Source organism: Labrenzia sp. THAF35, assembly GCF_009363595.1.
GTDB classification, from domain to species: Bacteria; Pseudomonadota; Alphaproteobacteria; order Rhizobiales; family Stappiaceae; genus Roseibium; species Roseibium algicola.
In genome coordinates, this window is sequence record NZ_CP045380.1 from 5,636,567 (window position 1) to 5,660,805 (window position 24,239).

The 24,239-nt window shown below is 59.7% G+C and carries 20 protein-coding genes and 2 tRNA genes; 6 read left to right on the forward strand and 16 right to left on the reverse strand.

Going from position 1 to position 24,239, the window contains the following annotated elements; genetic code table 11:
• Positions 1–4 precede the first annotated feature (4 nt).
• From FIU93_RS25900 to FIU93_RS25910, 3 genes are all read right to left on the reverse strand, one after another.
• Positions 5–1,744, reverse strand: a complete 1,740-nt coding sequence (locus FIU93_RS25900; protein ID WP_152507180.1) for a ShlB/FhaC/HecB family hemolysin secretion/activation protein — start codon at positions 1,742–1,744, stop codon at positions 5–7.
• A gap of 4 nt (positions 1,745–1,748) precedes the next feature.
• Positions 1,749–2,327, reverse strand: coding sequence for an invasion associated locus B family protein (locus tag FIU93_RS25905; RefSeq protein ID WP_152507181.1), 579 nt, complete (start codon positions 2,325–2,327; stop codon positions 1,749–1,751).
• 641 nt (positions 2,328–2,968) lie between these two features.
• Positions 2,969–3,045, reverse strand: a tRNA-Pro gene (locus tag FIU93_RS25910).
• A gap of 360 nt (positions 3,046–3,405) precedes the next feature.
• Here FIU93_RS25910 and FIU93_RS25915 point away from each other — a divergent pair.
• Positions 3,406–3,480: transfer RNA gene (locus FIU93_RS25915), tRNA-Gln, on the forward strand.
• Between the two features lie 26 nt (positions 3,481–3,506).
• Here the strand turns inward: FIU93_RS25915 and FIU93_RS25920 are convergent.
• Positions 3,507–4,517, reverse strand: coding sequence for a LacI family DNA-binding transcriptional regulator (locus FIU93_RS25920; protein ID WP_353621962.1), 1,011 nt, complete (start codon positions 4,515–4,517; stop codon positions 3,507–3,509).
• 132 nt (positions 4,518–4,649) lie between these two features.
• Here FIU93_RS25920 and FIU93_RS25925 point away from each other — a divergent pair, with 132 nt between their 5' ends.
• From FIU93_RS25925 to FIU93_RS25940, 4 genes are all read left to right on the forward strand, one after another.
• On the forward strand, positions 4,650–5,207 hold the full coding sequence (locus FIU93_RS25925) for a gluconokinase (protein WP_023001566.1): 558 nt from the start codon (positions 4,650–4,652) through the stop codon (positions 5,205–5,207).
• 29 nt (positions 5,208–5,236) lie between these two features.
• On the forward strand, positions 5,237–6,259 hold the full coding sequence (locus FIU93_RS25930; RefSeq protein ID WP_152507183.1) for a TRAP transporter substrate-binding protein: 1,023 nt from the start codon (positions 5,237–5,239) through the stop codon (positions 6,257–6,259).
• Positions 6,260–6,331: 72 nt separating this feature from the next.
• Entirely contained in the window at positions 6,332–6,880 is a 549-nt protein-coding gene (locus FIU93_RS25935; RefSeq protein ID WP_031269566.1) for a TRAP transporter small permease, read from the forward strand.
• 53 nt (positions 6,881–6,933) lie between these two features.
• On the forward strand, positions 6,934–8,196 hold the full coding sequence (locus FIU93_RS25940; protein WP_051990172.1) for a TRAP transporter large permease subunit: 1,263 nt from the start codon (positions 6,934–6,936) through the stop codon (positions 8,194–8,196).
• 453 nt (positions 8,197–8,649) lie between these two features.
• On the opposite strand, the gene FIU93_RS25945 is transcribed toward FIU93_RS25940, so the two are convergent.
• The 9 genes from FIU93_RS25945 to FIU93_RS25985 all read right to left on the reverse strand — a co-directional run bounded on the left by FIU93_RS25945 (position 8,650) and on the right by FIU93_RS25985 (position 21,771).
• Positions 8,650–11,781 carry an efflux RND transporter permease subunit gene (locus FIU93_RS25945; RefSeq protein ID WP_152507184.1) on the reverse strand — a complete coding sequence of 1,044 codons (3,132 nt, stop codon included), beginning with the start codon at positions 11,779–11,781 and terminating at the stop codon, positions 8,650–8,652.
• 31 nt (positions 11,782–11,812) lie between these two features.
• On the reverse strand, positions 11,813–12,991 hold the full coding sequence (locus FIU93_RS25950) for an efflux RND transporter periplasmic adaptor subunit (RefSeq protein WP_023001561.1): 1,179 nt from the start codon (positions 12,989–12,991) through the stop codon (positions 11,813–11,815).
• 304 nt (positions 12,992–13,295) lie between these two features.
• On the reverse strand, positions 13,296–14,147 hold the full coding sequence (locus tag FIU93_RS25955; protein WP_152507185.1) for a metal ABC transporter permease: 852 nt from the start codon (positions 14,145–14,147) through the stop codon (positions 13,296–13,298).
• Positions 14,147–15,058 carry a metal ABC transporter permease gene (locus FIU93_RS25960; RefSeq protein ID WP_152507186.1) on the reverse strand — a complete coding sequence of 304 codons (912 nt, stop codon included), beginning with the start codon at positions 15,056–15,058 and terminating at the stop codon, positions 14,147–14,149. Before FIU93_RS25960 ends, FIU93_RS25955 begins: the two co-directional genes overlap by 1 nt.
• Entirely contained in the window at positions 15,058–15,957 is a 900-nt protein-coding gene (locus FIU93_RS25965) for a manganese/iron ABC transporter ATP-binding protein (RefSeq protein ID WP_062489545.1), read from the reverse strand. The genes FIU93_RS25960 and FIU93_RS25965 overlap by 1 nt, the downstream gene beginning before the upstream one ends.
• 88 nt (positions 15,958–16,045) lie before the next feature.
• Positions 16,046–16,954, reverse strand: coding sequence for a metal ABC transporter substrate-binding protein (locus tag FIU93_RS25970; RefSeq protein WP_209010235.1), 909 nt, complete (start codon positions 16,952–16,954; stop codon positions 16,046–16,048).
• Between the two features lie 269 nt (positions 16,955–17,223).
• Positions 17,224–19,668 (reverse strand): methyl-accepting chemotaxis protein, encoded by a 2,445-nt coding sequence (locus tag FIU93_RS25975; protein ID WP_152507188.1) that lies wholly within the window; start codon positions 19,666–19,668, stop codon positions 17,224–17,226.
• Between the two features lie 298 nt (positions 19,669–19,966).
• A complete protein-coding gene (locus FIU93_RS25980; RefSeq protein WP_023000080.1) occupies positions 19,967–20,155 on the reverse strand; it encodes a DUF2783 domain-containing protein in 189 nt (62 codons plus the stop codon).
• Entirely contained in the window at positions 20,155–21,771 is a 1,617-nt protein-coding gene (locus tag FIU93_RS25985; RefSeq protein WP_152507189.1) for an FAD-dependent oxidoreductase, read from the reverse strand. The genes FIU93_RS25980 and FIU93_RS25985 overlap by 1 nt, the downstream gene beginning before the upstream one ends.
• 125 nt (positions 21,772–21,896) lie before the next feature.
• Between FIU93_RS25985 and FIU93_RS25990 the strand changes: the two genes are divergently transcribed.
• The gene (locus FIU93_RS25990; protein ID WP_023000078.1) at positions 21,897–22,127 is read left to right on the forward strand and encodes a hypothetical protein; all 231 of its coding nucleotides are present in this window, start codon (positions 21,897–21,899) and stop codon (positions 22,125–22,127) included.
• On the opposite strand, the gene FIU93_RS25995 is transcribed toward FIU93_RS25990, so the two are convergent.
• The 3 genes from FIU93_RS25995 to FIU93_RS26005 are packed head-to-tail and all read right to left on the reverse strand — an operon-like array spanning position 22,124 to position 24,207.
• On the reverse strand, positions 22,124–22,657 hold the full coding sequence (locus tag FIU93_RS25995) for a DinB family protein (RefSeq protein ID WP_152507190.1): 534 nt from the start codon (positions 22,655–22,657) through the stop codon (positions 22,124–22,126). The two genes, FIU93_RS25990 and FIU93_RS25995, sit on opposite strands and share 4 nt — an antisense overlap.
• A 3-nt stretch (positions 22,658–22,660) precedes the next feature.
• Positions 22,661–23,620 carry an MBL fold metallo-hydrolase gene (locus FIU93_RS26000; RefSeq protein WP_023000076.1) on the reverse strand — a complete coding sequence of 320 codons (960 nt, stop codon included), beginning with the start codon at positions 23,618–23,620 and terminating at the stop codon, positions 22,661–22,663.
• Positions 23,617–24,207 carry a carboxymuconolactone decarboxylase family protein gene (locus FIU93_RS26005; RefSeq protein ID WP_023000075.1) on the reverse strand — a complete coding sequence of 197 codons (591 nt, stop codon included), beginning with the start codon at positions 24,205–24,207 and terminating at the stop codon, positions 23,617–23,619. The genes FIU93_RS26000 and FIU93_RS26005 overlap by 4 nt, the downstream gene beginning before the upstream one ends.
• Positions 24,208–24,239 lie beyond the last annotated feature (32 nt).

The following is a 24,239-nucleotide window of genomic DNA, read 5'->3' on the forward strand; positions in this document are numbered from 1 at the left end:
CCGCCTAAAACGTTTGAGAAATGCCCAGCCGGAAACGCAAGAAGCCGTTTTCCGCCGGATCTAGAAATGTCGGATGGGCCAGAGCCCGCTCATAAGCCACTTCGCCGGTCACGATGCCGCCGCTCAGCCGCAGGCCGATCGCACCGCCCATCAGCTCTCCGCCTTCCAGCGGATCGTCGGCATCTTCCAGAACACTGCCGGCATCCAGACCGGCAAACACCTGCGGCAGACCGAATAGCCGTTTCAGGTTGTCCGGAGCTTTGCTGGCGAATGCGGGGGTGAAGCCAAGTTCAAGCTGGCTGTAGCCACCGGCATCCCCCGACAGGCTGACATCGCGGAACCCGCGAACGGACAACGGCCCGCCGATGGTTGCCCTTTCGGAGGCAAACAGCGTGTCGGGCGAAAAAGCGCCATAGGTGCTGGCCTGGAAGGAAAGCTGGCCGACCGGGTTCTGCCAGACCCGCTGGTAGAACCCCGACAGCGTCACCTGGCTGAACTGAGCCGCCGGCGTGCCATCCAGCTGGCGACTGTCCTTCTGTGCAGCAAAGCCCTCCAGCCCCTGCTTGAAGGCGATACTGGCCTGTCCGAACCCGCCGGCAATCCGGCCGCTGATCTTCGTGGACGCTTCCAGAACGGCCAACCGCTGGCTGGAGGCGTCGATGAAGATCTCTTCGATGAAGTTGTTGGCTTCCTTCAGCGAAAATGCGCCGCCGGCTCTCCAGACAAAGCGTCCTGTGCGGTGGAGCACCCGGTCCAGCTCCACGCGGCCTTCCCAGCTGGTGCCGTCATAGGAATAGTCGCCCGAGGGGCTTTCCAGGCTGGACAGATAGTCCAGATAGGACCCGCTGATGTTGACGGTCCAATACCGCCAGGGAACGGACAGATAGGCGTTGATCGAGCGCGAGTAGATGCGCTCGTCCAGCCTGTCGAGCGAGCTGCGGGCAGAGATCGTCAACAGCTCGTTCAACCCGAGCACGTCCTCAAAGCCGGCGATGCCGTTCCACTGATGTCGGCCGGTGCTGGTGGCCCCGCCATTGTCCAGCGATGCGGACAGTTGCACCGCGTAGGCATCTTTCACCTCGATGGTGACGATGCTCTGGCCTACGCCCGCGCCCGGCTCGATGCGGATGACGGCTTCCTTCGACCCCAGCCGGTTGATCTGCTCCAGCCCCTGCTCGAAATCGCGGATATTCATGATCCGGCCGGATCGCTCGCCGAAAAGCTGCGTTGCCCCTCGCCGCGCCTTGCCGTTTTCCTGAAGGCGAACCTCGGACACCGAGCCCTCGACGATGAGAACACGCAATTCTCCGGAACCGAGATCCTGCGGCACCAGATACGCGCGCGAGGTGACGAAGCCCTTCTCGACGTAATAATTGGTCGCCGTTCTGAGCACGTTCTGGATGTCGGTCAGCGTCAGGCAGGCGCCCTGACGGTTGCGGACCAGCAACTCCAGTTGGTTTGCCGGAACGCGCTTTGCGCCTTCGAACCGGATCCTGTCGACGTCAACACATGGTCCCTCGCCGCCGGTTGCCTGCGGCAGCAGATCCGGTGAACGCTGGGATGGTTCCGTCGTTCCGCCCAGAAAACGGTCACGCTCCAAACGGCGCTGCTGTTCCTCGCGCTCGATGATCTGCTGCTGCTGGCGCAGCACGTTCTCGATCCCCGCAGGCGTTTGAGCCGCCCCGGGCAGTGCAAACAGCAGTGCCCCTGCAAGCGGAGCCAGGAAACGCGCAAGTGCTCGCATGGTGTCAGTCGGTCGTCTTGCCTGCGGAAAGGTCCTTCAACCGGGCCAATGCGGCAGCGGACCCCTGCAGCGAAAACTCGATGCGGACCTGCTTGTCGTTGGTGGCGGTGACACCGACTGCGGTGAGCCGATTGCCCGTCCGGAGTTTTTCAAGGGCCGTTTCATCCAGCGGTACCGGCACCACGCAGCCTGAGGGAAGGCAGGTCAGGAACTGCGCCTTCGGCAACTCAACGTCATCCACCGCAAGTGTGAGGCCTTGCGAGAAGGCCAGGCCAAAGGGCGCCAGAACCGTCAGCACCGGCCCCTCCCCGGCCCGTTCCTCGACCAACAAGGCGGACAGGCGCTGCCCGGTCTTTTGCTGCACCAGCTCCTGCGTCATCCGGCAGATGCGTGTTTCGGCCTCCACGCACGTCACCGTCCAAGCCTTGAACCGTTCAGTGAGGGTCTTCTGGTCCGGCTGTTCCGATTGGGCGGAGGCTTGCGTGCACACAGCCAGCAGACCTGCCGCCACCAGTACCGGTTTCCAGAACTTGTGGCGGTGACCAGAGACGAAATTCGGCGGTACGAAAAATTGGAAAAACATTGTCTGTGCCTGGAGTATCTGTTTTTTGACGGACAGCACGCAGGGCGTGCAGAGGCGTTCTGCCGGGAAAGCCGACAGGCCAATGATCAGGATCGTAAAAAGGCAGCTATCGTCGCCGGACCTTCAAATTCAGAACCGGCAAGTTGTTCAAAAAACAGCGAAACTGTTGCGCATTGTCTTTTCCCGCATTGTCTTTTTTGTTAATGCTGCCCTAAGGGTTTAAGCCACAGGTTGCAAGCAATTTTTGCGGGAAAATTGCTTCATATGGTTGAGAATTTTTGTTTAGCAATCGATTTAATTTCAGTTTTATTTCGCAAAACTCTCAATCAAAACGAGCACTTGCTAGTATCTTCCAGTCCGGCTGGCAAGAGGCGCGCAGCCTGATCAAATCACGCTTTTTATCGGGGACGAATGTAAAGGCCGGTCTCGAGAGACGGCCCACAACGGCAGCAGGTTGCAAAACCAGGTCTGAAACGCACAGCTCCAGCAAGGAAGGCAACGGACATCGCAAGTGCCAATTCGATTAGCCGAGACTGTGGTCTTGGGAGGAAGACGCCGACGCAGGTGTACCAATCGCTGCGGGCGAAAACAGGTCCGAAGGCGTTGCAGGTCGCGAGGCGTTCAAATTGGAAGGAAGAAAATGGTCGGAGTGAGAGGATTCGAACCTCCGACCCCCTCGTCCCGAACGAGGTGCGCTACCAGGCTGCGCTACACTCCGACACAGAATATGAGCTTAGAAAGCTAGGCTCATCGGGAACAGCTGGGCAAGCCCTCGCTGCGTGGAGGGTCATTTAGCAAAGCTGATCTGATCCCGCAAGCAATTTGCATTGCCGAATGTCACTTTTTTGAAACTGTGAACAACCTCGGCAAGGCAAGGGCGAATTACGCCGCTTTCCAGCAGACACGCCAAGTCCGGCTTGCCGTTCCGCCAACTTGAAGCGGATTGAAACGGCCTCCAATCGTCCCGGCGATGGCTTTGCAACGCACCTGGGGAAAACCGGCCCTTCCCCGTCAAAGTTTGCTCTTGTGGAGACTTGCGCAAAGGATCGAGGCTCGCTATACAGCGTCCCCACGGCCTTGGGGTGTAGCCAAGCGGTAAGGCAGCGGTTTTTGGTACCGCCATGCGAAGGTTCGAATCCTTCCACCCCAGCCAGTCTTTCTTTCCTTAAAAGACATCTTCTAGCCTTGCCCGTTTCGGGCCGTGCTGCCACGTGCCACGACCTCGTAGCCGAGATCGACCACCGGCTGTTCCGGCTCAATTCCGGCAAGGGCACCCGTCAGCATGCGAAAGGCATCGCGTCCCATGGCCAGGCGGAACGTGCGCACGCTAGTGATCGGCGGGTTGGCGGCGGCCATCATTTCCAGATCGTTGAAACCGCAGATACCCATCTGATCCGGAACACGGATGCCGCGCCGCTGGCACTCGAACAGGGCGCCGAGCGCAAGGTCATCGTTGTTGCACAGGATCGCATCGGTTTCCGGCGCTTTCGACAGAAGATCGGCGACCAGTTCACAGCCAAGGGTGACGGTTGAAGGACGCGGTGTCGTCACGATCCGGCCCGCATCGAAGACACCTGCCTTTTCCGCCTCCCCGCGAAACCCGGCAAGGCGGCGCTGGCTGCGCGGGTCGAGCCGGGCAGCGATATAGCCCGGACGCCTGTATCCGGCAGCAAGAAGATGGCGAGTTGCCGCGGCAGAAGCCTCCACGTGGGAAAAGCCGACCATCATGTCATATGGCGCCGGCCCGCACTCCATGATCTGGACGATGCGGCAGTCTGCCCGTTCCAGCAGCCGGGCCGTGTCTTCCGACTGATCGAGACCGGACAGGACCAGGCCAGCGGGACGCTGGCTCAGGAAGGTTCGCACAAGGCTTTCTTCTTCAAGTGGGGAATAGCGGGAATTACCGAGCTGGATCTGCCATTTCGACCCTTCAGCCGCTTCATAGATGCCTCGCATGACATCGGAAAACACGTTGTTGGTTACTGACGGCACGATGACGCCGATGACGTTGGTCTTGCCCGCAGCAAGCGCGCTGGCCGCCGGATCCGGCACGTATCCGAGCCTGTCGACCACCTCCCGGATTTTGGTCAGTGTCTTGGCGGAGACCTTGTCAGGATCACGTAGCGCGCGCGACACGGTCATAGCGCTAACACCAGCTTCCCGGGCAACATCGGCGATCGTGATTTTCAAATTATTCAACCATTACAATTATTTATACCATTGCAAATCAACTCTTCGATAATATCCCAGAAAAAAGTATTTGACAAATGTTAGCGCTATCATTTTCAATACGCCTAACAACGAGATCATTCGGGGACGGAAATGCAGGGTGAATTGCCATCAGCCTCTGGCGAAACGGCCATCGTCGTGATGGGCGTTTGCGGCGCCGGCAAAAGCCTGCTGGCGAACCGCCTCGCGGACAGGCTTGGCGTCGGCATGGTTGAAGCTGACGACTTTCACAGCCCGGAAAACAAGCGCAAGATGGCGGCGGGAAAAGCGCTGACCGATGCCGACCGCATGCCCTGGCTCGACGCCGTGTCACTTGCCGCCAAGCTGCAGATCTACTGTGCCGGCGGTGCAGTGATCGCCTGCTCCAGCCTGAAGCGCGCCTATCGGGACCGATTACGGGCTGCCCTGCCCTCGTGCATCTTTGTCCACCTGGCAGGAGAACGCGGCCTGATCGCCGAGCGCCTGGGTGGGCGCCAGGGACATTTCGTCGGTGAAACGCTGCTGGACAGCCAGCTGGCGACGCTGGAACCGCTGCAAGTCGGGGAAGCCGGCTTCAGCCTGGATATTTCAAGGCCTGTCGACGAACTTGTCGACAAAGCCATGAAAGAACTGCGGCCAGCAAGGCCGCCTCGTACCACCATCGCCTCTTGAGCGATGACGTTTCGACTAGGGAGGAAATCATGCTCAAACTCTTGACCAGAACCGCTCTTGCCGCCGTTGCGGCCGGTGCGCTTGCCACGACCGCCATGGCTGCGGACTATTCGTTCCGCTTCCAGTCTTCCGACCCGGCAGGCAACCCGAATTTCGTGCTTCAGCAGGGCTGGGCCGCGAGCGTGAAGGAAAAGACCGGCGGCAAGATCGAGGTCGAGTTGCTGCCTGTGGAGTCCATTGTGGCCCACAGCGAGACCCAGGATGCCATCGCATCCGGCATTCTTGACGGCCATATCACCGATACGTCCTACTTTGCCGGCAAGGATCCGGCTTTCGGCCTGATCGCCAACCCGGTTGGCGCCTGGGCGTCGCCGGACCAGATGTTTACCTTCATGTACGATGGCGGCGGCAAGGACCTGATGAACGAGCTGGTAGAGCCTTACGGCCTGCACTTCATCGGCGCGACGACACCGGGCCTGGAGGCCTTCGTCTCCAAGGTTCCGCTGAACGGTGTTGACGACCTGAAGGGCCTGAAGATGCGTGCGCCTGAAGGCCTGGTTCAGCAGGTGTTTGCAGCGGCTGGCGCTGCTCCGGTCAACCTGCCGGGGTCTGAAGTCTTCACCGCGCTCGACAAGGGCGTGATCGACGCAGCCGACTACTCGGTCTTCTCCACCAACCAGGCACAGGGCATGCACGACGTTGCCCCGAACCCGGTCTATCCGGGCTTCCACTCCATGCCGCTGGTGGAAATTTCCATGAACAAGGCCAAGTGGGATGCCCTGCCGGACGATCTCAAGACCGCCCTTGAAGAAAGCGTCAGGGATTTCGCCAACGCGCAGGTGGCAGCTCTCGCCGAGAGCGACCAGAAAGCCGTCGAGGAAGCCAAGGCCAGCGGCAAGGTGACCGTTACGGACTGGTCGCCGGAAGAACGCGCGAAGTTCCGCTCCATCGCCACTGGCGAATGGGCCAAGGTCGCCGAACGTTCGGACAATGCCCAGAAGGTCTATGACGTTCTGACCAGCTACCTGAAAGAAAACGGCCTGATGCAGTAAGCTGCTTCAATGTGGTTACCTGGCGGGCGCCTTCGGGCGCCCGTTTTGTAAAAGAAGCTGGAGGAAACCTTGGTGGAACCGAACGAAACCCCGGAGCGGGAAAAGGATCCCGGCGCTATTGCCGAGGCCGGCATGCTCGGGCGCTGGATCGACAGGGGCGGCTTGCTGTTTGCCATCGGCATCGTTGCTTCGATGCTGATCCTCATCAACGAAGTGCTGTTGCGCTACGTCTTCAACGCCCCCACAATCTGGGCGCACGAGACCACCATCTTCCTGTGCGGCGCCGCCTTTCTCTATGGCGGGCTCTACTGCACCGCGCGCGACCGCCACATCAGAGTCGTGCTGATCTACGACACGTTGCCGCCACCTCTGCGGCGTGTCCTTGACGTCGTCATCTCGCTCATCTGCATGGTGGCCAGCACCTTTTTTGCCTACGCCAGCTGGCTGATGGTTCAGAAGGCGGCTTTTCGGCCCGATGGCAGCTTCCGTCTGGAACGCTCCGGCAGTGCCTGGGACCCTGTCTTCCCGGGCCTGATCAAGGTTTTCCTTCTGGTTGTCATGACGGTGATGGCCGTCCAGTTCCTCATTCTTGCCTATAACTATGCCAGGGGGCGCAAGTGACAGAGTTCTTCGGCTCCCTTCAAGGGCTCGGCATCGAGACCGGCACGCTGCTCATGTTCGCGATGCTGCTGGTCCTGTTGGTCTCCGGCATCCCGCTTGCCTTCGTCACCCTGCTGGTTGCGCTGATCTTCGCGCTCGGCTGGTTCGGCCCCATGGTCGTGCCGCTGATCACCAGCCGCGTCTACTCCTTCGTCGGTTCCTTTGTCTTCGTCTCCGTGCCGATGTTCGTTCTGATGGCGGCAATCCTTGATCGATCAGGCATCGCCAGAGATCTGTTCGACGCCATGAAGCTGCTGGGCGGACGCCTGCGCGGCGGGGTCGCTATCCAGACCATCGTCGTGGCAGTGATCCTGGCGGCCATGAGCGGCATCATCGGCGGCGAAGTCGTGCTGCTCGGCCTTGTTGCGCTGCCCCAGATGCTGCGCCTCGGCTACGACAAGCACCTAGCCATCGGCGTCGTGTGCGCAGGCGGTGCGCTCGGCACCATGGTACCGCCGTCCATCGTACTCATCATCTACGGCCTTACCGCCAACGTCTCGGTCGGCGATCTCTTCACCGCCGCCTTTCTGCCGGGTCTGATGCTGGCTGGTTTTTATGTCGCCTACGTCCTGATCCGGGCCTACCTCAATCCGGCCATCGCACCGGTACAGGACGATGAACCTGTGCCGATGGCGGAAAAACTCCGCCTCCTGAAGGGTCTGATCCTGCCGCTTACCGTCGTTGCCGGCGTGCTTGGCTCCATTTACGGCGGCATCGCGAGTGTCACCGAGGCATCGGCGGTCGGCGTTGCCGGGGTGCTGTTGTCGACGGTGGTTCGGGGGGAATTTACACTCGAGCTTCTGAAAGGCGCTGCCCTGCAGACGCTTCAGACCGTCGGCATGATCGTGTGGATCGGCATCGGTGCAAGTGCTCTGGTCGGAGTGTTCAACCTGATGGGCGGCATCAAGTTCGTCTCGGCCCTCATATCCGGCATCTCCGACAATCCGACCATCATCCTGCTGTTCATGATGCTGATCCTGTTCGTGCTCGGCATGTTCCTGGACTGGGTCGGGATCGCGCTGCTGACGATGCCGATCTTCGTGCCGATCATCAAGGATCTCGGCTACGATCCTGTCTGGTTTGGCGTTCTGTTCTGCATGAACATGCAGGTGTCGTTCCTGTCACCGCCGTTCGGGCCTGCCGCCTTCTATCTCAAGAGCGTGGCCCCACCGGGCATAACGCTGGCAACGATCTTCCGCTCGCTGCTGCCGTTCATCGCCCTGCAGATACTCGCCGTAGGTATCCTGCTGTTCTTCCCGGCCATCACCGGGCGGTAAGGCAAAAACAAAAACCGCCCGTGGACATACGGGCGGTTTCTTTTTTCGCGATGCCTCTGCTCGCCAATCCGACTATGCGTGACGCAAATCAGGATCGGAGCGGCATTGGTCTTTCGGATATTAAGGTGCCCATTTCATCTGCACCGGCACCCCGATCCCGGATCTTCGCTGCGCTGCGTCCGAGATGACCAACTGAAAGGGGAAACTGCGCCGAGAAACCAAAAGTTGGGTGGCAGCCTTTGCTCACTGTCAAAACCAGCCTCCCCATCGTCATCCCGGCCAAGCGCAGCGTGAGCCGGGATCGGAGAGGCACTGGTCTTTCGGTTTTGAAGATACCCGGTCACCTGCCCCAACTGGCGCGAACCGGGTCTCCAATGCCGGATCTCAGCTGCGCTGTATCCGGGATGACTGCGTTTGGGTGAAAGCCAGCCCAAAGCCTGCTTTCCAGTGTTGTCACTCGCCCGGCTGTTGACCGATCGTCCTTGCCGCGTCCAGTTCCTTGTGGAGGCGCTCTTCTTCCTGAACGGCCGGTGTGATGAACCGTCCGAGCAGGAGATAGGCAACCGGCGTGAGGAACAGGGTCGAGACAGTCGCAAGGCCCAGACCTCCGACAATGACAAACCCCAGGGCAATTCGCGCTTCTGCCCCTGCCCCGCTTGCCATGATCAGCGGCACGCCGCCGACAATGGTACAGATCATGGTCATCATCACCGGTCTCAAGCGGATGTTCGAGGCATTCTCGATCGCTTCTCGCAGTCCCTGCCCACGATCCCGAAGCTGGTTGGCAAATTCCACGATCAGGATGCCGTTCTTCGCCATGATGCCCACAAGCAGCACGAGGCCGATCTGGGAATAGACGTTGAGTGTCGTCCCAGTCAGCAGCATGGCGAAGACAGCGCAGGCCAGGCCAAGCGGAACCGTCGCCATGATGATGAGGGCACTGATGAAGCTCTCGAACTGGGCCGCCAGCACCAGCAGGATGATGATGATCGCAAAGCCGAACGTGCGCGCCATGGAGGATGACTGTTCACCCAGCGTTGCCGTTTCCGCCAGCGGCACGATACGGGCACCGGGCGGCAGCAACGGTTCGGCGATCTTCAGCGCTTCCTCATACGCATTGCCGAGGGCGAAATCGTCGGCAAGACCTGCCGTAACAGCAACGGAGCGCAGCTGCTGTTCCCTTGCAAGAGAAGGCGGCACGGCCTTTTCCACCAGGCTGGCAATGGTCGACACGGGTACGAAGCGGCCATCACCTGTCTTGATGAAGATGTTCTCCATGTCCGTCGGATCGTTGATCGGATTGGACGTGGAGACGAATTTCACGTCATAGGCCTGATCGTTGATGAAAACCTGCCCGATCTTGCGACCGTCCAGCATGGCCTGCATGGCCGTGCCCAGTCCGTTGATGTCGATGCCGAGGTCGGAGGCGCGTTCGCGATCGATGGAAACCGAAAGCTGCGGCTGGGTGGCCTCGGTGGACAGGCGCACCTGCCGGAACCTTGGATCCTGCTCCATCGCCGAGATGATCTTGTCTGCCGTTGCGCCGAGCGTCGCATAGTCGTTGCTGCCGGCGACGGCAAACTGAAGGCCGGACCCGGCACCGCGAATGCCGAGGCTGTTAGGCTGGAAGGCGAAGGCCCGCACACCCGGTACATCGCGCACAAGCGCACTGACTTCGGACAGGATCTGCTGCTGCGACCGCTCGCGCTGGTCCCACGGCGCCAGACGCATGACGATGAAGCCGCTGTTCTTGGAACCGCCTGTTCCCGCAATCGAGAAGGTGCTGTTAATCTCGCCGCTTTCCCGGTAAGGCTCCAGCAGGTTTTCGATCTGGCGCATCTGCTGAGACAGGTAATCGAGGCTCACGCCCTGAGGCGCGGAAATGCGCATGAAGGCAATCGAGCGGTCTTCAGTCGGCGTCAGTTCCGACTTGATGGTGGGAAACAGGACACCCGCGGTGGCTGCAAACAGCAGCGATATAGCCACAACCACCATCGGCGCATCAAGGCATGCATGCAGGCAGCGCCTGTAGAGAGCGCTCAACATCCGGCCCAGACCGCCTGCACCGCCCCCGTGACCATCGGCCTTGCCGGCCGGTTTGCTCTTGAGAATGCGCGAGGCCAGCATGGGACACAGCGACAGCGCCACGATGGAGGACAGGAACACCGCGATGGCGAGTACGAAGCCGAATTCGCGGAACAGCCCGCCGGTCTGCCCCGGCAGGAAGGAGAGCGGTACAAACACGGCAATCAGCGTCGCCGTTGTCGCCAGCACCGCGAAGAAGACCTCTTCGGCACCCAGAACCGCCGCAGCGCGTGGTCCGATGCCTTCGTTTCGCCTGCGCACGATGTTTTCCAGCACCACGATGGCATCGTCGACCACAAGGCCTGTTGCCAGAACCAGCGCCAGCAGCGTCAGGATGTTGATGGAGAACCCGGCAAGATAGATCGCCGCAAGTGTGCCGATCAGCGCCACCGGCAGGGACACGCCCGGAATGATGGTTGCCCGCCAGTCCCACAGGAAAATGAAGATGATCAGCAGAACGATGCTGACCGAGATGGCAAGGGCAATCTCGACTTCATGAATGGCGCCATTGATGAAGGTGGCGTCATCGCTGGTGACCTCGATGGTCATGCCTTCGGGCAGGTTCTCCTGGATACGGTCGACCGCGGAGCGAACGCCTTCCGAAATCTCGAGCGTGTTCGACTGGGCCGAGCGAATGACGCCTAGTCCGATGCCCGACTTGCCGTTGGCGCGCAGCTGTGTCTGGCCCAGATCCGGGCCAAGGGTCACCGTCACGAAGTCGCGGAGCCTTGCACGGCGATTGATGATGACACTTTCGAATTCTTCAGGCGTATCAATGGAAGCCGTGGCGCGGACGATCAGATCCTGGTTCTGACTGGTCAGCGAGCCTGCCGGCGTATCGAAGGCCATGGAGGACAGGGCATTGGCCACATCCGCGATGGTCAGATTGAGGCTGGCCATCTTGGCCTGGTCGATGTCGATCCGGAAGATCTTGTCGCGGTCACCGTAGACCTGGACGTCCGCGACACCTGGAACAGCGGCAAGGACGTCGGAAATCTCGTCTTCCACCAGCACCGTCATGTCCTCGACCGACATGCGGTCGGAAGTCAGACCCAAGCGCAGTACCGGCTGGGCGTTGGCATCAGCCTTGATGATACGGGAAGGCTCGGCGTCCTCGGGCAGATCGTTGGTGATGCGCCCGAGCGCATCGCGCATGTCGGAAGCGGCAACGTCCAGATCGACATCATCGGAAAATTCCACGGTCACACGGCTTCGACCGAAGGAGGACGATGAAGAGATAGACTTCACTCCGGAGACACGTGCCACTGCGCCTTCGATGACACCGGTCACTTCACGGTCGATGGTCTCGGCAGCTGCGGCCGGATAGTCCGTGCTGACGGTGATGACCGGGCGGTCGACATCGGGCAGTTCGCGCACTTCGATGCCGAAAATTGCCGCGATCCCCGCAACCACGATCAGCATGTTGATCACGAAGGCAAGAACCGGACGCCGCACGAACAGGCCGGTGATGCCAAGTTCCTTCAAACGGTCCATCTGCATGGCAATCTCTCCAAGACCTTCAGGTCAATTCTCAGGAACCGCTTTGGCTGGAAGCAGTTGTCGCCGGAGTGTCCGATGCCGGAGCCTGTTTGCGGTCTGCAACCGTCACGTCGGCCCCGTTGCGAACCAGATGAATGCCTTCGGTCACGACCTCGTCGTTGACCGTCAGCTCCGCATCGACCAGCACGCTGTCGGTGTTGCGCTGGATAATGCTGACCGGGACACGAACGCCCTTGCCTTCACGCACGGCCCAGACGAAGGCACCGTCGGAACCCCATTGCACGGCCAGCGGATCAACCGCCGGATACTTGTCGCCGGGAAACTTCATCGAGACTTGGAACGACATGCCGGCTCTCAACTTGTCGGCCTTGTTCGGAAAACGGGCACGAACCTGAAGTGTGCGGCTGTCGATATCGATGCGGTTGTCGACGGCACTGATGACACCCTCGAAGGTTTCACCCGGGCGGGCGACCGACGTGGCGGTGATCGGAGATCCCACTGCGATAGCAGAGGCGAACCGCTCCGGAACCCAGAAATCGACAAGAATTTCGCTGCGGTCGTCAATGGTTGCGATGACGGTCTGCGAGGAAACGTAGTTGCCTGCGGTAATGGGAAGAATGCCGACCACGCCGGCGATCGGAGTTTCGATGGAGCGGCGGGAGAGCGCCAGTTCGGCTTCGCGAAGTTGCAGCCGCGCATTGTCTACCGAGAGTTCCGCGTCTGTCACCTGAACAGCCGTAGCCGTATTGGTTTTCCGCAGCACCTGCATACGCTGAAGCCGGGCCTCGGCATCTTTCAGAGCATTTGCGGCTCTCTCGACGGCGATCTGCTCGGCGTCCAGATCCAGTTTGGCAATGGCATCTCCGGCCTTCACGGTGGCACCGGACTTGACCAGCACCTCGGTCATGCGGCCGCTTGTGTAAGGCGTCACGGCAACAGACTGCAGTGCCGTGCTGGTACCGATCGCCGAAAGACGGTCATTGATCGTGATTTCGACGACCGGCGTTGCAACGACGGCACCTTGCGGCCCACCCCGGCCACGCCGTGGTTGATCACCTCCGCTTGGCGCTGCATCGGCGACGGCAAAATCCAGCCAGTCGATCCCCCAGGCGGACAGATGCGCGCCGGCTCCCGGATAATAACGAACCCAGAGCCCCGCCGCCACGATGACAACCAGGAGGGTGAGAACGAGCTGTTTCCAAATTGACAATTGGAACTCCGATCAGAACTTGCCGGCACTGCCGAAAACGGTTGTTTCCTGAAACCAGTTATCTACGGCAATTCCCGTATGCCAACAATCGATAAGGTGTACCAATTTGTAAGCGAAACGACACACATTCACGCCAATGAGTTGTTCCATCTTTGCAAATTCTACCTATGATATAGAAACTGACTGCCGGAACCGCCGCGAGAGCGTCTTCTGGCCGGGATTTCTATCCAGATAGCGTAGTGATTGCCCGAAACCAGTGCCGACGTCCGGCACCGGTTCTCTTTCAGGATGGCAGGATCTGTCCCTATGCGGCGTCGTCAACGCGGCGCAGGGATGCTTGCCGGGTCAGGATCTGGCGGCGGGCAAACGCGGCGATGAAAACGGCTGTCAAAATGAGGACGATGGTGGGGGCCGGTGCGCTGTCCAGAAAGAAGCTGGCGTAGGTGCCTGCGACCATTGACACCATGCAGACCAGCACCGACACGTAAAGCATCGACTTGAAGGTGCGGACCAAAAGGAATGCGATCGCCCCCGGTGCAATGAGCAAGGCAACCGCCAGGATAAGGCCCGCAGCAGAGAGCGTTGCCACGATCGTCAGTGACAGTGCCGCCAGAAGGCCGTAATGCAACAGCTTTACCGGCAAACCGGAGGCCTGAGCCTGGGCCGGATCGAAACTGTGCAACAGAAGGTCTTTCCACTTCAGCACCAGCCCACCGCCGACAACGAGGGCAATAACGCCTGCGGTGACAAGCTCGTGCTTCTCCACACCCAGCATGTTGCCGAACAGGATATGGTCCAGATGAGCGTTTGTCCGGATCGAGACGTAAAGCACGATGCCGACACCGAACATGCCGGAAAACACGACCCCCATCACGGTATCCTGCTTCACCCGGCTGTTGCCTGACAGGTAACCCGTCAGCACGGCACAAACCATGCCGGCGGCAAAAGCGCCGACGATCAATGGTATGCCAAAGATGTAAGCCAGTACGATGCCTGGTAACACCGCGTGGCTGACAGCGTCCCCCATCAGGGCCCAACCCTTGATCACCAGGAAGCTCGACAAGAGAGCTGTCGGGATGGACACGATCACGCAGATCAGAAACGCGTTCTGCATGAAGGGGAACTTGAACGGCAGAAGCAGTGTCTCGAGGTCCATCAGGTCTGATCTCCCGCTTCTGATTTCGCAACGTCCGCAGCGTATCCCCGGCGCAGGGCTTCCGCCGACTTGCGCCTGGCGGCCAGAAGGCCGTGCTTTGGCGCCAGAACGAATGTGAACAGGAAGATCAGGGTCTGCAAGGTGACAATGATACCGCCTGTGGCCCCGTCCAGAAAGTAGCTGATATAGGCCCCGGCAAAGCTGGTCAGCGTGCCGATCGCGATGGAGGTCAGGATCAGGCGCGGGAAGCGGTCGCACAAGAGGTAGGCTGTCGCACCGGGCGTGACCACCATCGCAATAACGAGAAAGGCCCCGACCGTCTGCATGGCCGCAACCACGGAAGCGGACAGAAGCACGAAGAAGATTGCCTTGAGGAGACCGGGCCTCAGACCGATTGTGCGGGCATGGCTTTCGTCAAAGAAAGTGACCATCAAATCCTTCCACTTGAGCGTCAGGATCGCCAGCGACACAAAGCCGATGATGGCCAGTTGCAGGGTATCTTCCGGCGTGATGGCCAGAATGTTGCCCATGGTGATCGTCTGGACCGAGACCGACATTGGGCTAATGGAAACGATGAAGAGACCAAGGCCGAAGAAGGACGTGAAGATCAGGCCGATGATCACGTCGACCTTCAGGCCCGAACGTTCGGACAGGAACAGCATGGCCCCGGCTGCAAGTCCGCCCGCCAGGAAGGCCCCAAGGGAAAACGGCAGGCCCAGGATATAGGCACCGGCCACCCCCGGCACGACCGAATGAGACAGGGCATCGCCGATCAGCGACCAGCCTTTCAACATCAGGTAGGACGACAGAAACGCGCAAACCCCGCCAACAAGTGCGGAAACCCACATGGCATTGGTCATGTAGCCGTATTGAAAGGGTTCGAGAAGATAGGCGAAACTGAAAGGCTCCATCAGTCGCGCGCCTCTCTTGTCTGCACTTCGTCGCCGTATTGAACGAACGGGCGCTCGTCGTCGGTCAGGATCGTCACTGTACGCTGATCACCATCCGTGTGCAGGGTCTGGTCGGAAATGGTGAAATGGCGCAGCACACCGCCAAAGGCCTTCTCCAGGTTCTGACGGGTGAAGGTTGTCGCGGTTGGCCCGTAGTCGAGCACCGTTCCCTTGACCAGCACCGTCCTGTCGCAGAATTCGGGAACGGAACCGAGGTTATGGGTGGAGACAAGCATCACCCTGCCCTCGGCCTGTAACTCCCGCAGCAACGCCACGATCTGTTCCTCGGTTTTCACGTCGACGCCGGTGAAAGGTTCGTCCAGCAGGATCACCTGGCCGTCCTGGGCAAGAGCGCGGGCGAGAAAGACGCGCTTGCGCTGACCGCCGGAAAGTTCGCCAATCTGCCGATGCCGGAAATCCTGCATGTTCACGCGGGTTAGTGCCTGGTCGACCGCGGCATGGTCCGCTGGTTTTGGTCGGCGCAAAAACCCCATGTGGCCATAACGGCCCATCATCACCACGTCTTCCACCAGAACGGGGAATGACCAGTCGACTTCCTCCGATTGGGGAACGTAAGCGACGAGGTTCTTCTTGAGGGCTTCCCGGACGGTCATATCCAGGATCCGGATGCGCCCCTTGGCTGTGGGCACGAACCCCATGATGGCCTTGAACAGCGTCGACTTGCCCGCGCCATTGACGCCGACCAGAGCCGTGACGGTGCCGCGCGGGATCGAGAAGCTGGCGTTCCAGAGTGCCGTATGTCCGTTCCGGTAGGTAACCGTAACGTCTTCGGCGGCAATTCCGCCATCGTCCCTGACGTTGGGCATATCCATAACCGGGTCCTTGATGACATTCAGCATGTAGGCTTTCCAGTACAATCCGAAGTTACTGTGACACAATCAAGGGCAACATCGGGTCATGCTGCCCGGCAGTCTTTATTACGGGCCATCACTGTGAATTGGATTTCAGCCCCTCGACCACCGTGCTCGAGGTGACCTTCAGCAAATCCAGATAGGTGGGCACCTTGCCGTCCGCCTCGCTCAGGGAATCGACATAAAGGTCGCCGCCGTATCTCGCGCCGGTTTCCCGGGCCACCTGCTTGGCAGGCGAAGTGTTGACCGTGCTCTCGCAGAAGACGACCGGGATGTCGTGCTCACGCACCCCGTCAATCACCGAGCGGACCTGTTGCGGCGTGCCGACCTGATCGGCGTTGATCGGCCAGAGGTACAGTTCCTTCATGCCGAAATCGCGAGCGAGATAGCTGAACGCGCCTTCACAGGTCACCAGCCAGCGCTTGTCTTCCGGGATATCGGCAACGGCCTGGCGCAGCGGCTCTATGGTTTCGCGCAGCTTTGCCTTGTAGGCATCCGCGTTGCCGGCATAGACCTCCGCATTCTCCGGGTCGTATTGGGCAAATGCCTTGGAGATGTTGTCGATATAGATCAGCGCGTTGTCCAGGCCCATCCACGCATGCGGGTTCGGCTTTCCTTCATAGGAACCCGACGCGATCGAGATCGGTTCGATCCCGTCTGTCAGGGTTACGGAGGGGATGTCGCCTAGGTTGGACAGAAACTGCTCGAACCACCGCTCAAGGTTCATGCCGTTCCACAGGATCAGGTCCGCGTCGGATGCCCGCACGATGTCCTGCGGTGTCGGCTCATAACCGTGGATTTCCGCACCCGGCTTGGTGATCGAGACCACTTCGGCGGTCTGCCCGGCAACATTCTGCGCAATGTCGGCAAGAACGGTGAATGTGGTCACCACTTTCATTTTGTCCTGTGCGGAAGCGCCGTTTACCGGTCCGGCTGCAAGTGCCGCAAGAGAGACCGTCAGAAGCAGTTTTTTCAACATCACCATATCCCGGTTCGAACATCATTTCTGCAAGTGATATTGCAACTCATTCGCAACTGTCAAGCTTGTTGCGAATGAGTTGCAATATCATTCTTGTCTTCATGTGCCTTCGCCGGGCGAACCACCTCAGGAAGAATGCGGCGTCACCGGGCAAGCCCAACCTTGTTCCTGCATTAAGGTTGAAGCGTGTCATGCCGATGTATCAATCGAATAAAAAACACCCCACCGGATCGGAGTCCGGTGGGGTGCCGAAGTGTTGCCATTCCCGTTTGCCGTCAAGCTGCTGCAACGCGGGCCAGGAAGGTTTCTATTCCCTGCTTCAGAGCGTTGCTGCGGTTGCTCAGGTCACCTGAAGCAGCCAGAACATCCCCCGATGCTTCCTTGGTATCGCCAACCGCCCGGGCGAGGCTGGACATATTGGTTTGAACAGCCTGCGTACTCTGGGCCGCCCGCTGCACATTTCCGGAAATCTCGTTGGTGGCCGCGCCCTGCTGGGTAACGGCTGCCGAGATACCCTGAGTGTAACCGTTGACCTCTTCCATCGTGTCGGAAATTGCCCCGATGGCCGCGACGGCTTCGCTGGTGGAGTTTTGAATGGTCTGGATCTGGGACGAGATTTCTTCGGTTGCCTTCGAAGTCTGTGTCGCCAGTTCCTTGACCTCGGCGGCCACAACGGCAAAGCCCTTGCCTGCTTCGCCTGCGCGAGCCGCTTCGATGGTGGCGTTCAACGCCAGAAGATTGGTCTGTTCGGCAATCGCCTGGATCAGGTTGACCACTTCGCCAATCTTCGAGGCAGCTTCCGCCAGTCCTTGAACCTTGCCATTGGTCTCGTGTACCGCGCTCGTCGCCGACGTGACGATGTCGGAAGACCGGCGTACCTGTTCCCCGATTTCGGCGATGGATGCCGAAAGTTCCTCGGCCGCACCGGCAACGTTTTCAACGCTCATGCTGGCGTCTTCACTGACCCTGGAAGTATCGCCTGCCTGTTCCGCGCTGCTTTCCGCGATGCCGCCAAGTGCCGAAGCTGTGTTGGACATGCCGGCGGCCGTTTCGTCCAGCGCACCAAGAAGTCCCTGGATCTCACCTCGGAAGTTCTGGATCAGATCTTCGACGTCCTGCTGACGCGCATTCTGGGCCTCGCGATGGGCATTCGCTTCGATTTCCAGGCGAATCCGTTCGCGGGCGTTTTCCTGGAACACCTGAACGGTGCGGCTCATGTCTCCGATTTCGTCCCGCTGATCAGTCGAGGGAATGGTGGCGTCGATATCCCCCTCCGCGAGGCGGCCCATGGCTTCGGTCAAAGCCCGTGTCGGGCGCGTGATCACGAGAGAAAGAACAAAGGCCAGCAATCCACCGGCTGCAACGGCAACGACGAGTGCAACCGCGATCAGCCCAAGCGCGGTATCGGCCCGCGCATAAGCTCCCGCGGACTGAGCCTCCGTGAGGGCCGTGATGACGCTGCGAACCTTGCCGGACAGTGCAACAAGCTCTGTCCGTCTGACATCAAACGCATCCTTCGCGGTGACCATGGCGGCGAATTCGGCCTCATAAGTGCCAACCTCCGCCTCGATCGACGCAATGGCATCCGCGATTTCCGGGAAAGCGGCACTGTCCGCCTTCAGCAGATTGGCGAGGTAGCGCAGCGTTTCGATACGGTTGAGAACCTCTTCCGCACCAATTGTATCGAAGCCGGCAAAATACTCCATTGTCGCAGAGCGAATATCCAGGGACGCGTTCTGGTACTTGTTCACGTTCACATTGACGAGATCGACGATACCGAGTTTCGACGTTGCCTTGCCGGCAATCGACTTGGCGTCATCGGTTGCCGCATAAACCGTCTTGCGCAAGGCAGAGGCCTGAGTGTGGAGTTTCTCCAGTCCCGCTAAGAGATCCGCAGCAACGGCAGCCGACACTGGTGCCGGCCGAGCACCGTCCGCTTCCGGCTTCGGCAGTTTTTCACCGAGCGCTGCCGCCATGTCCGCCAATTCCTTGACCTTTGCCGGGTCGACGCCGTCCACCTTCAGCTTTCCGGCCTTCGCTGCCGTCTTTGCCAGGGTCTGCGTGCCCTCCACAATGGCTGCCACCGTTTCAGGCGGAAGATCAGCACCTTCACTCACCTCGGCGATCCTGCCTTCCAGACCGGCGACGAGGTCTTCCATATCCGACAACATGCGCCCGACCTTGTCAGCCCGGTTGCGTGTGCCTGATGCGGTCTTGGCGGCGCCGCCCGCATCACGCTGGATCTTGCTCATCTTGTCGTTGATCTGGGCAGCGATGGTTGCCAGATTGACAGCGGACCGCAGCAACTTGTCGACCTGAGCCTGCCTGTTCTCGACAGCCTGCACGACACCATCAAACTCGCCACCAAGCTGACCTACCAGCGAGATGGCCTCTGCGGTGGCCGTTTCGCCCTCTCCTGGCCCCGAGACGCCGTCGAGCGTGACCAGCGCAGTTTCCAATTGTTCAATCTGAAACCGGGCTGCGTCAGCCAGCTCCGGTGTACGATCCGAGAGATAGGCTTCCTGCGCTTGTGCGACCTGCTGAAGGTTTGCCATTGCGGTTGTTGCCTTCGCACTGACATCCGACTGTGTTCTGAGGCCGAGAATAGCGACCGCACCCACTGCACCGACCGCGGCGGCGACCAGAATCATGGCTGCAAAGCCACCGCCTACTTTCGCAGAAAGGCGCACATTCTTTAAAGGTGTAAGTAACCTGGACATTGTTTCCCCCGCACTTGCCGCGATTGAAGGTGTGGGCAGATAAACAATTGGTGAAAAATTTCGGGTTCGACTTTTGTTAGCCGTCACGAATTAAATCGGGCGTTTTTTAGTCTTTATCGACAAGGCGATACTGGACATTTTTCTGAAAATTATTTTTGCCCAAAATAATTCCGATTACCTGCATCGCTATCAGGTGAAACTGAAATTCTACCGAGGGTGTGATTGGGCGAATCTCTCACACCCTCGTCAAAAGCCTCAATGCGTACGGCAACAGCACCTGCGCAACGCCATGTTCGACCTATTGTTTGGCGGCCTCAAGCAGCTTTTCGAGCACCTGCCGCTCACCGATTTGGTTTGCCATCAACAGGATCAGCCGGGCATTGAACGCATCGCTTTCGGCCTTTGTAAGACCTTCATGGGCGGTCAGCAGATCAGCATAAAACCCGTCGGGCGTTTCAAGGTTCGCTTTGGTGACAATCTCCGCCATTAGGCCTCTCCGCCTTTCCCGAGTGCAATTGCAAATGCGTTTTCGACCGCAGTGCGGTCATAGTCTGTCCAGCGCGACGCCACATGCTGGTCTGGCCGGATCAGATAGACAGCCGAAGTCTCGTCACCCAGATAGCGATCCTTTAGCTCCTGACCGGCTGCGGAAGTCGCAATGCTGACACCGGTAATTTCGATACCGTCGATTAGAAGCTTCTCGGGTACTTCGGCGCCGATGCCAAGCAGATGGAAGCCGCTGCCAAGCCAGTCCAGCAGCCAGCCGTCTGCCAGAGGCGCATCCACAGCCGGGCTTCCCGGTCTTGTGCGCGCGGGCAGGCCTTCCACATCCGGTCCATTGAGCTTCGAACCGTCATAGACGCAAGGAACGGACAGTCTCCCGGAATTGACCAGTGGCCGGGCAAAGGCGTGATGTTCGGAAAGGTCCAGCACCGCATCACGGAAAATACGGCTGATTTCCGATTTGGGAGTAATGAAGTCGGTTGAACGCGAGCTTTGCAGGATATTCTCGTCTGCGGCCATTTCGCGCTCAAAAGCATAGCTGTCCAGAAGGCTCTCCGGAGCCTTGCCGTCAATGACCAGCTTCAGCTTCCAGCCGAGATTGTCGGCATCCTGGAACCCCGAGTTGGCACCACGCGCACCGAAAGGCGACACCTGGTGAGCACTGTCGCCGGCAAAGATCACCCGGCCATGGCGGAACTTTTCCATGCGGCGGCACTGGAATGTGTAGATCGACACCCACTCCAGATCGAATTCGACATCGGCGCCCAGCATCTGCTTGAGCCGGGGAATGACGTTTTCCGGTTTCTTTTCTTCTTCCTTGTCGATGTCCCAGCCAAGCTGAAGATCGATGCGCCAGACCCCGTCCGGCTGCTTGTGCAAAAGAGCCGACTGGTCCTTGTTGAAGGGCGGATCGAACCAGAACCAGCGTTCGGTCGGGAAATCCGCCTTCATGATGACGTCGGCAATCAGGAAGTTGTCTTCAAACACCCGGCCGACGAAATCGAGATCGAGCATCCGGCGGGACGGCGAACCAGCCCCGTCGCAGGCAATCAGCCACTCCGCTTCCAGATTGTAGGCACCATCGACCGTTTCAACGGTCACCAGCGTGTGGTCGTCCCGCTGGTTGAGGTTCGCAACCCGGCTGCCACCGCGGATTTCCACCGGCTTGCCTTCCACCTGCAGAGCGCGAATGCGCTCGACCAGATGAAGTTCGCAATAATATTGCTGCAGATTGATGAAGGCCGGGCGCTTGTGCCCCTGCTCCGGAAGCAGGTTGAAATCGTAGACCTGCCGGTCACCGAAAAACACCTTGCCGACGTTCCAGACGACGCCCTTGTCGACCATCTCGTCGCCACAGCCCAGCCGGTCGAAGATTTCCAGCGAGCGCTTGGAAAAGCAGATTGCCCGTGAGCCCACGCTAACCTTGTCATTGTCATCGAGAACGACGACCGGCACATCCGCCTGAGCCAGATCGATAGCCGTGGCGAGGCCCACCGGTCCGGCTCCAATGATCACCACCGGATGGCGAACGGGTGTCGCTGCATCCTGATCCTGGGACCGCTTGTACGGATAAAGCGGCGCTTCAAACAACTTGGTCACAGGCGTTTCTCCCAATTGCCGAGGCGTACCGGCATCGTGAACCGGTTCGCCTTTGCCTGTTTCGCGGAACCCGCAGGGGGGCTTGCGCGTTTTCGTTAGACAATCCCCCAAGAAGGAGGTGTGACATGCCAGTCCTGACACGCCAGAACATGTTGACATCCGGCCGACGCTGGACATTCCGGTTGATTGCCGGACTGATGTCCGCGGTCGCCCTTGCGCTTCTCATCGCCGCTCCTGCCACCGTCCTTGCCGACAACTGGAGCATGGTCGGCATCGCCATCGTGGTGAGCGAGATCATAGTTCTTGCAGGTGGCCTCACCTGGCTCGCCCTGCTGATCCTTGCACCGAAGCGCTAGCCAGTTTCCCAGAACCGTTGCGCCGACGGGTGGCGATCGAACTCCAAAAAGAACTCGTCAAGTTGAGGCGGCGCAACACTCGTTCCTGCCAGCATGGCATGCACCTGCCCCCGGTGATGGATCTGGTGCTGAAAGAGATGCAGCAACGTGTTGGCGATCGTCTCGTGAAAGACACCGCTCGTGCCCCGGTCCTGAGCGACATTCCGGTCCAGGTCTCCTTCCACCATCCGGTCGCAGAATGCGATCATAGCCTCGTCAACACTCTCCTGGGCTGGTTTGAGTCCTGCTGCAGAGGCAAGATGCGGCGTGTCGAATATCGACAGCCCCTGCCCCTCTTCCTTCAAGGCATCCAGATAGTATCGGTCCACTTCCCAATTGTGGTTGAGCGTTTCCCGGATCGAGGGAAAGAACCCGGTTCTTTCCGCCTCGAACTCCGCCTGCGACAACCGGCAACAGGCGTCGTAAAGACGTTCGTTCGCGTAGGCGTTGTTGCGGGCCATCAGGCGGAGGTGGTCCAGGACAGTGTTCATGGGTCAGCCCTGCAGATCCGCCCACATCTTGGCGTCGCGTTCCGCCGTCCAGATGCGCGGCGTGTCGATGCCGAGAGCCTCGTCATAGGCCCGGGCAACGTTGAACGGCAGGCAGTGTTCGTAGATGGCGTAATCCTTGAACTTCGGATCGCATTCGGCACGGCAGGCGTCCCAGGCTTCTTTCAGCGATCCGCCACCCTGGGCGACCCGGGCTACCGGCCGATAGGTCGAAGAGACGAAATCGGCGGTGTTGGTCAGCGCCTTGCCCACCATCTCCTTGCCGACCAGCGCATCGCCGCGGCCAGGCGCGATAGCCTCCACATCGAAAGAACGGATCGCTTCCAACGTTGTCGGCCAGTCGTTGAAATGGCCGTCGCCGCAATAGCAGGCCGAGTGGTATTCGACGATGTCGCCGGTGAACATGACGTTCGCGTCCGGCACGTGGATAACGATATCTCCGGCCGTGTGGGCGCGACCAAGGAAGCTGAGGTCGACCCGGCGCTTGCCGAGATAGACAGTCATGCGGTCGTTGAAGGTGGTGGTTGGCCAGGTCAGAGGCGGAATGTCGTTGACGTTTTCATAGCCCATGAACAGACGCGGGAAGCGCATGAATTCGGATTCCCTGTCTTCCGCGCCCCGTTCCACGACCATCGAACGGGCCTTCTGGCTCATGATCACGGTCGGCGCCCGATAGGCGGCAGCCCCCAGCACGCGAACGGCATGGTAATGCGTGAGCACAAGGTGGCTGATCGGCTTGTCGGTGACGGACCGCACTTTCTCAATGACCTTGTTGGCGAGTTCGGGGGTCGCCTGCGCCTCGACGATCATGACGCTGTCGTCGCCGATGATGACGCCGGTGTTCGGGTCACCTTCAGCGGTAAAGGCCCAGAGATCCTTGCCGATCTCGGTGAAGGAGATCTTCTTCTCGGTCATGTCTCCGGCGGATGCGAATTGCTTGCTCATTCAGAGGCTCCGTGTTTGCCTTCGTCCCATGCGGGCATCGCCTTTTTGGCGACGGCAGCCGGATGGGCTTCCATTGTGGTTGCCATGGTGTCATTCCACCGGTTGAGGTAGCCAAAGAGCGCGATCGAAGCGACGATCTCGACAATCTCGGCGTCGTTGAAATGCGGCTTGAGCGCCGCAAAATGAGCTTCGGTCACGTCGTTCGGAACACCTGCGGCCTCGCGGGCCAGCACCAGCGCCGCTTTTTCGGCCTCCGTAAAGAGCGGCGAAGTCTCGCATTCCCATACGGCGGCAATCTTTTCGTCCGGTACATCGTAGACGTGGCTCAGATTGGCCATGTGGCCCTGGCAATAGCGGCAGCCGGTCGCCATGGACGTCATGAGTGCGACCATCATCTTCAGGTCTTCCGGCACCGTGCCTTCATAAAGGATGGCCTGGTTGAGTTCCATGAACGCCTTGGCGATATTCGGTCGGCGCGCCATGGTGAGGATCGAGTTCGGCAGAAAGCCGCGGATTTCATCGTAACGCGCGAATTTTTCCTCGAACTGAGGCAGATCCGCCCGGTCAAGCGGGTCGACGTGAGGCATTGCCCTCTCCCTGAAATATTCTGGCGGCGGAA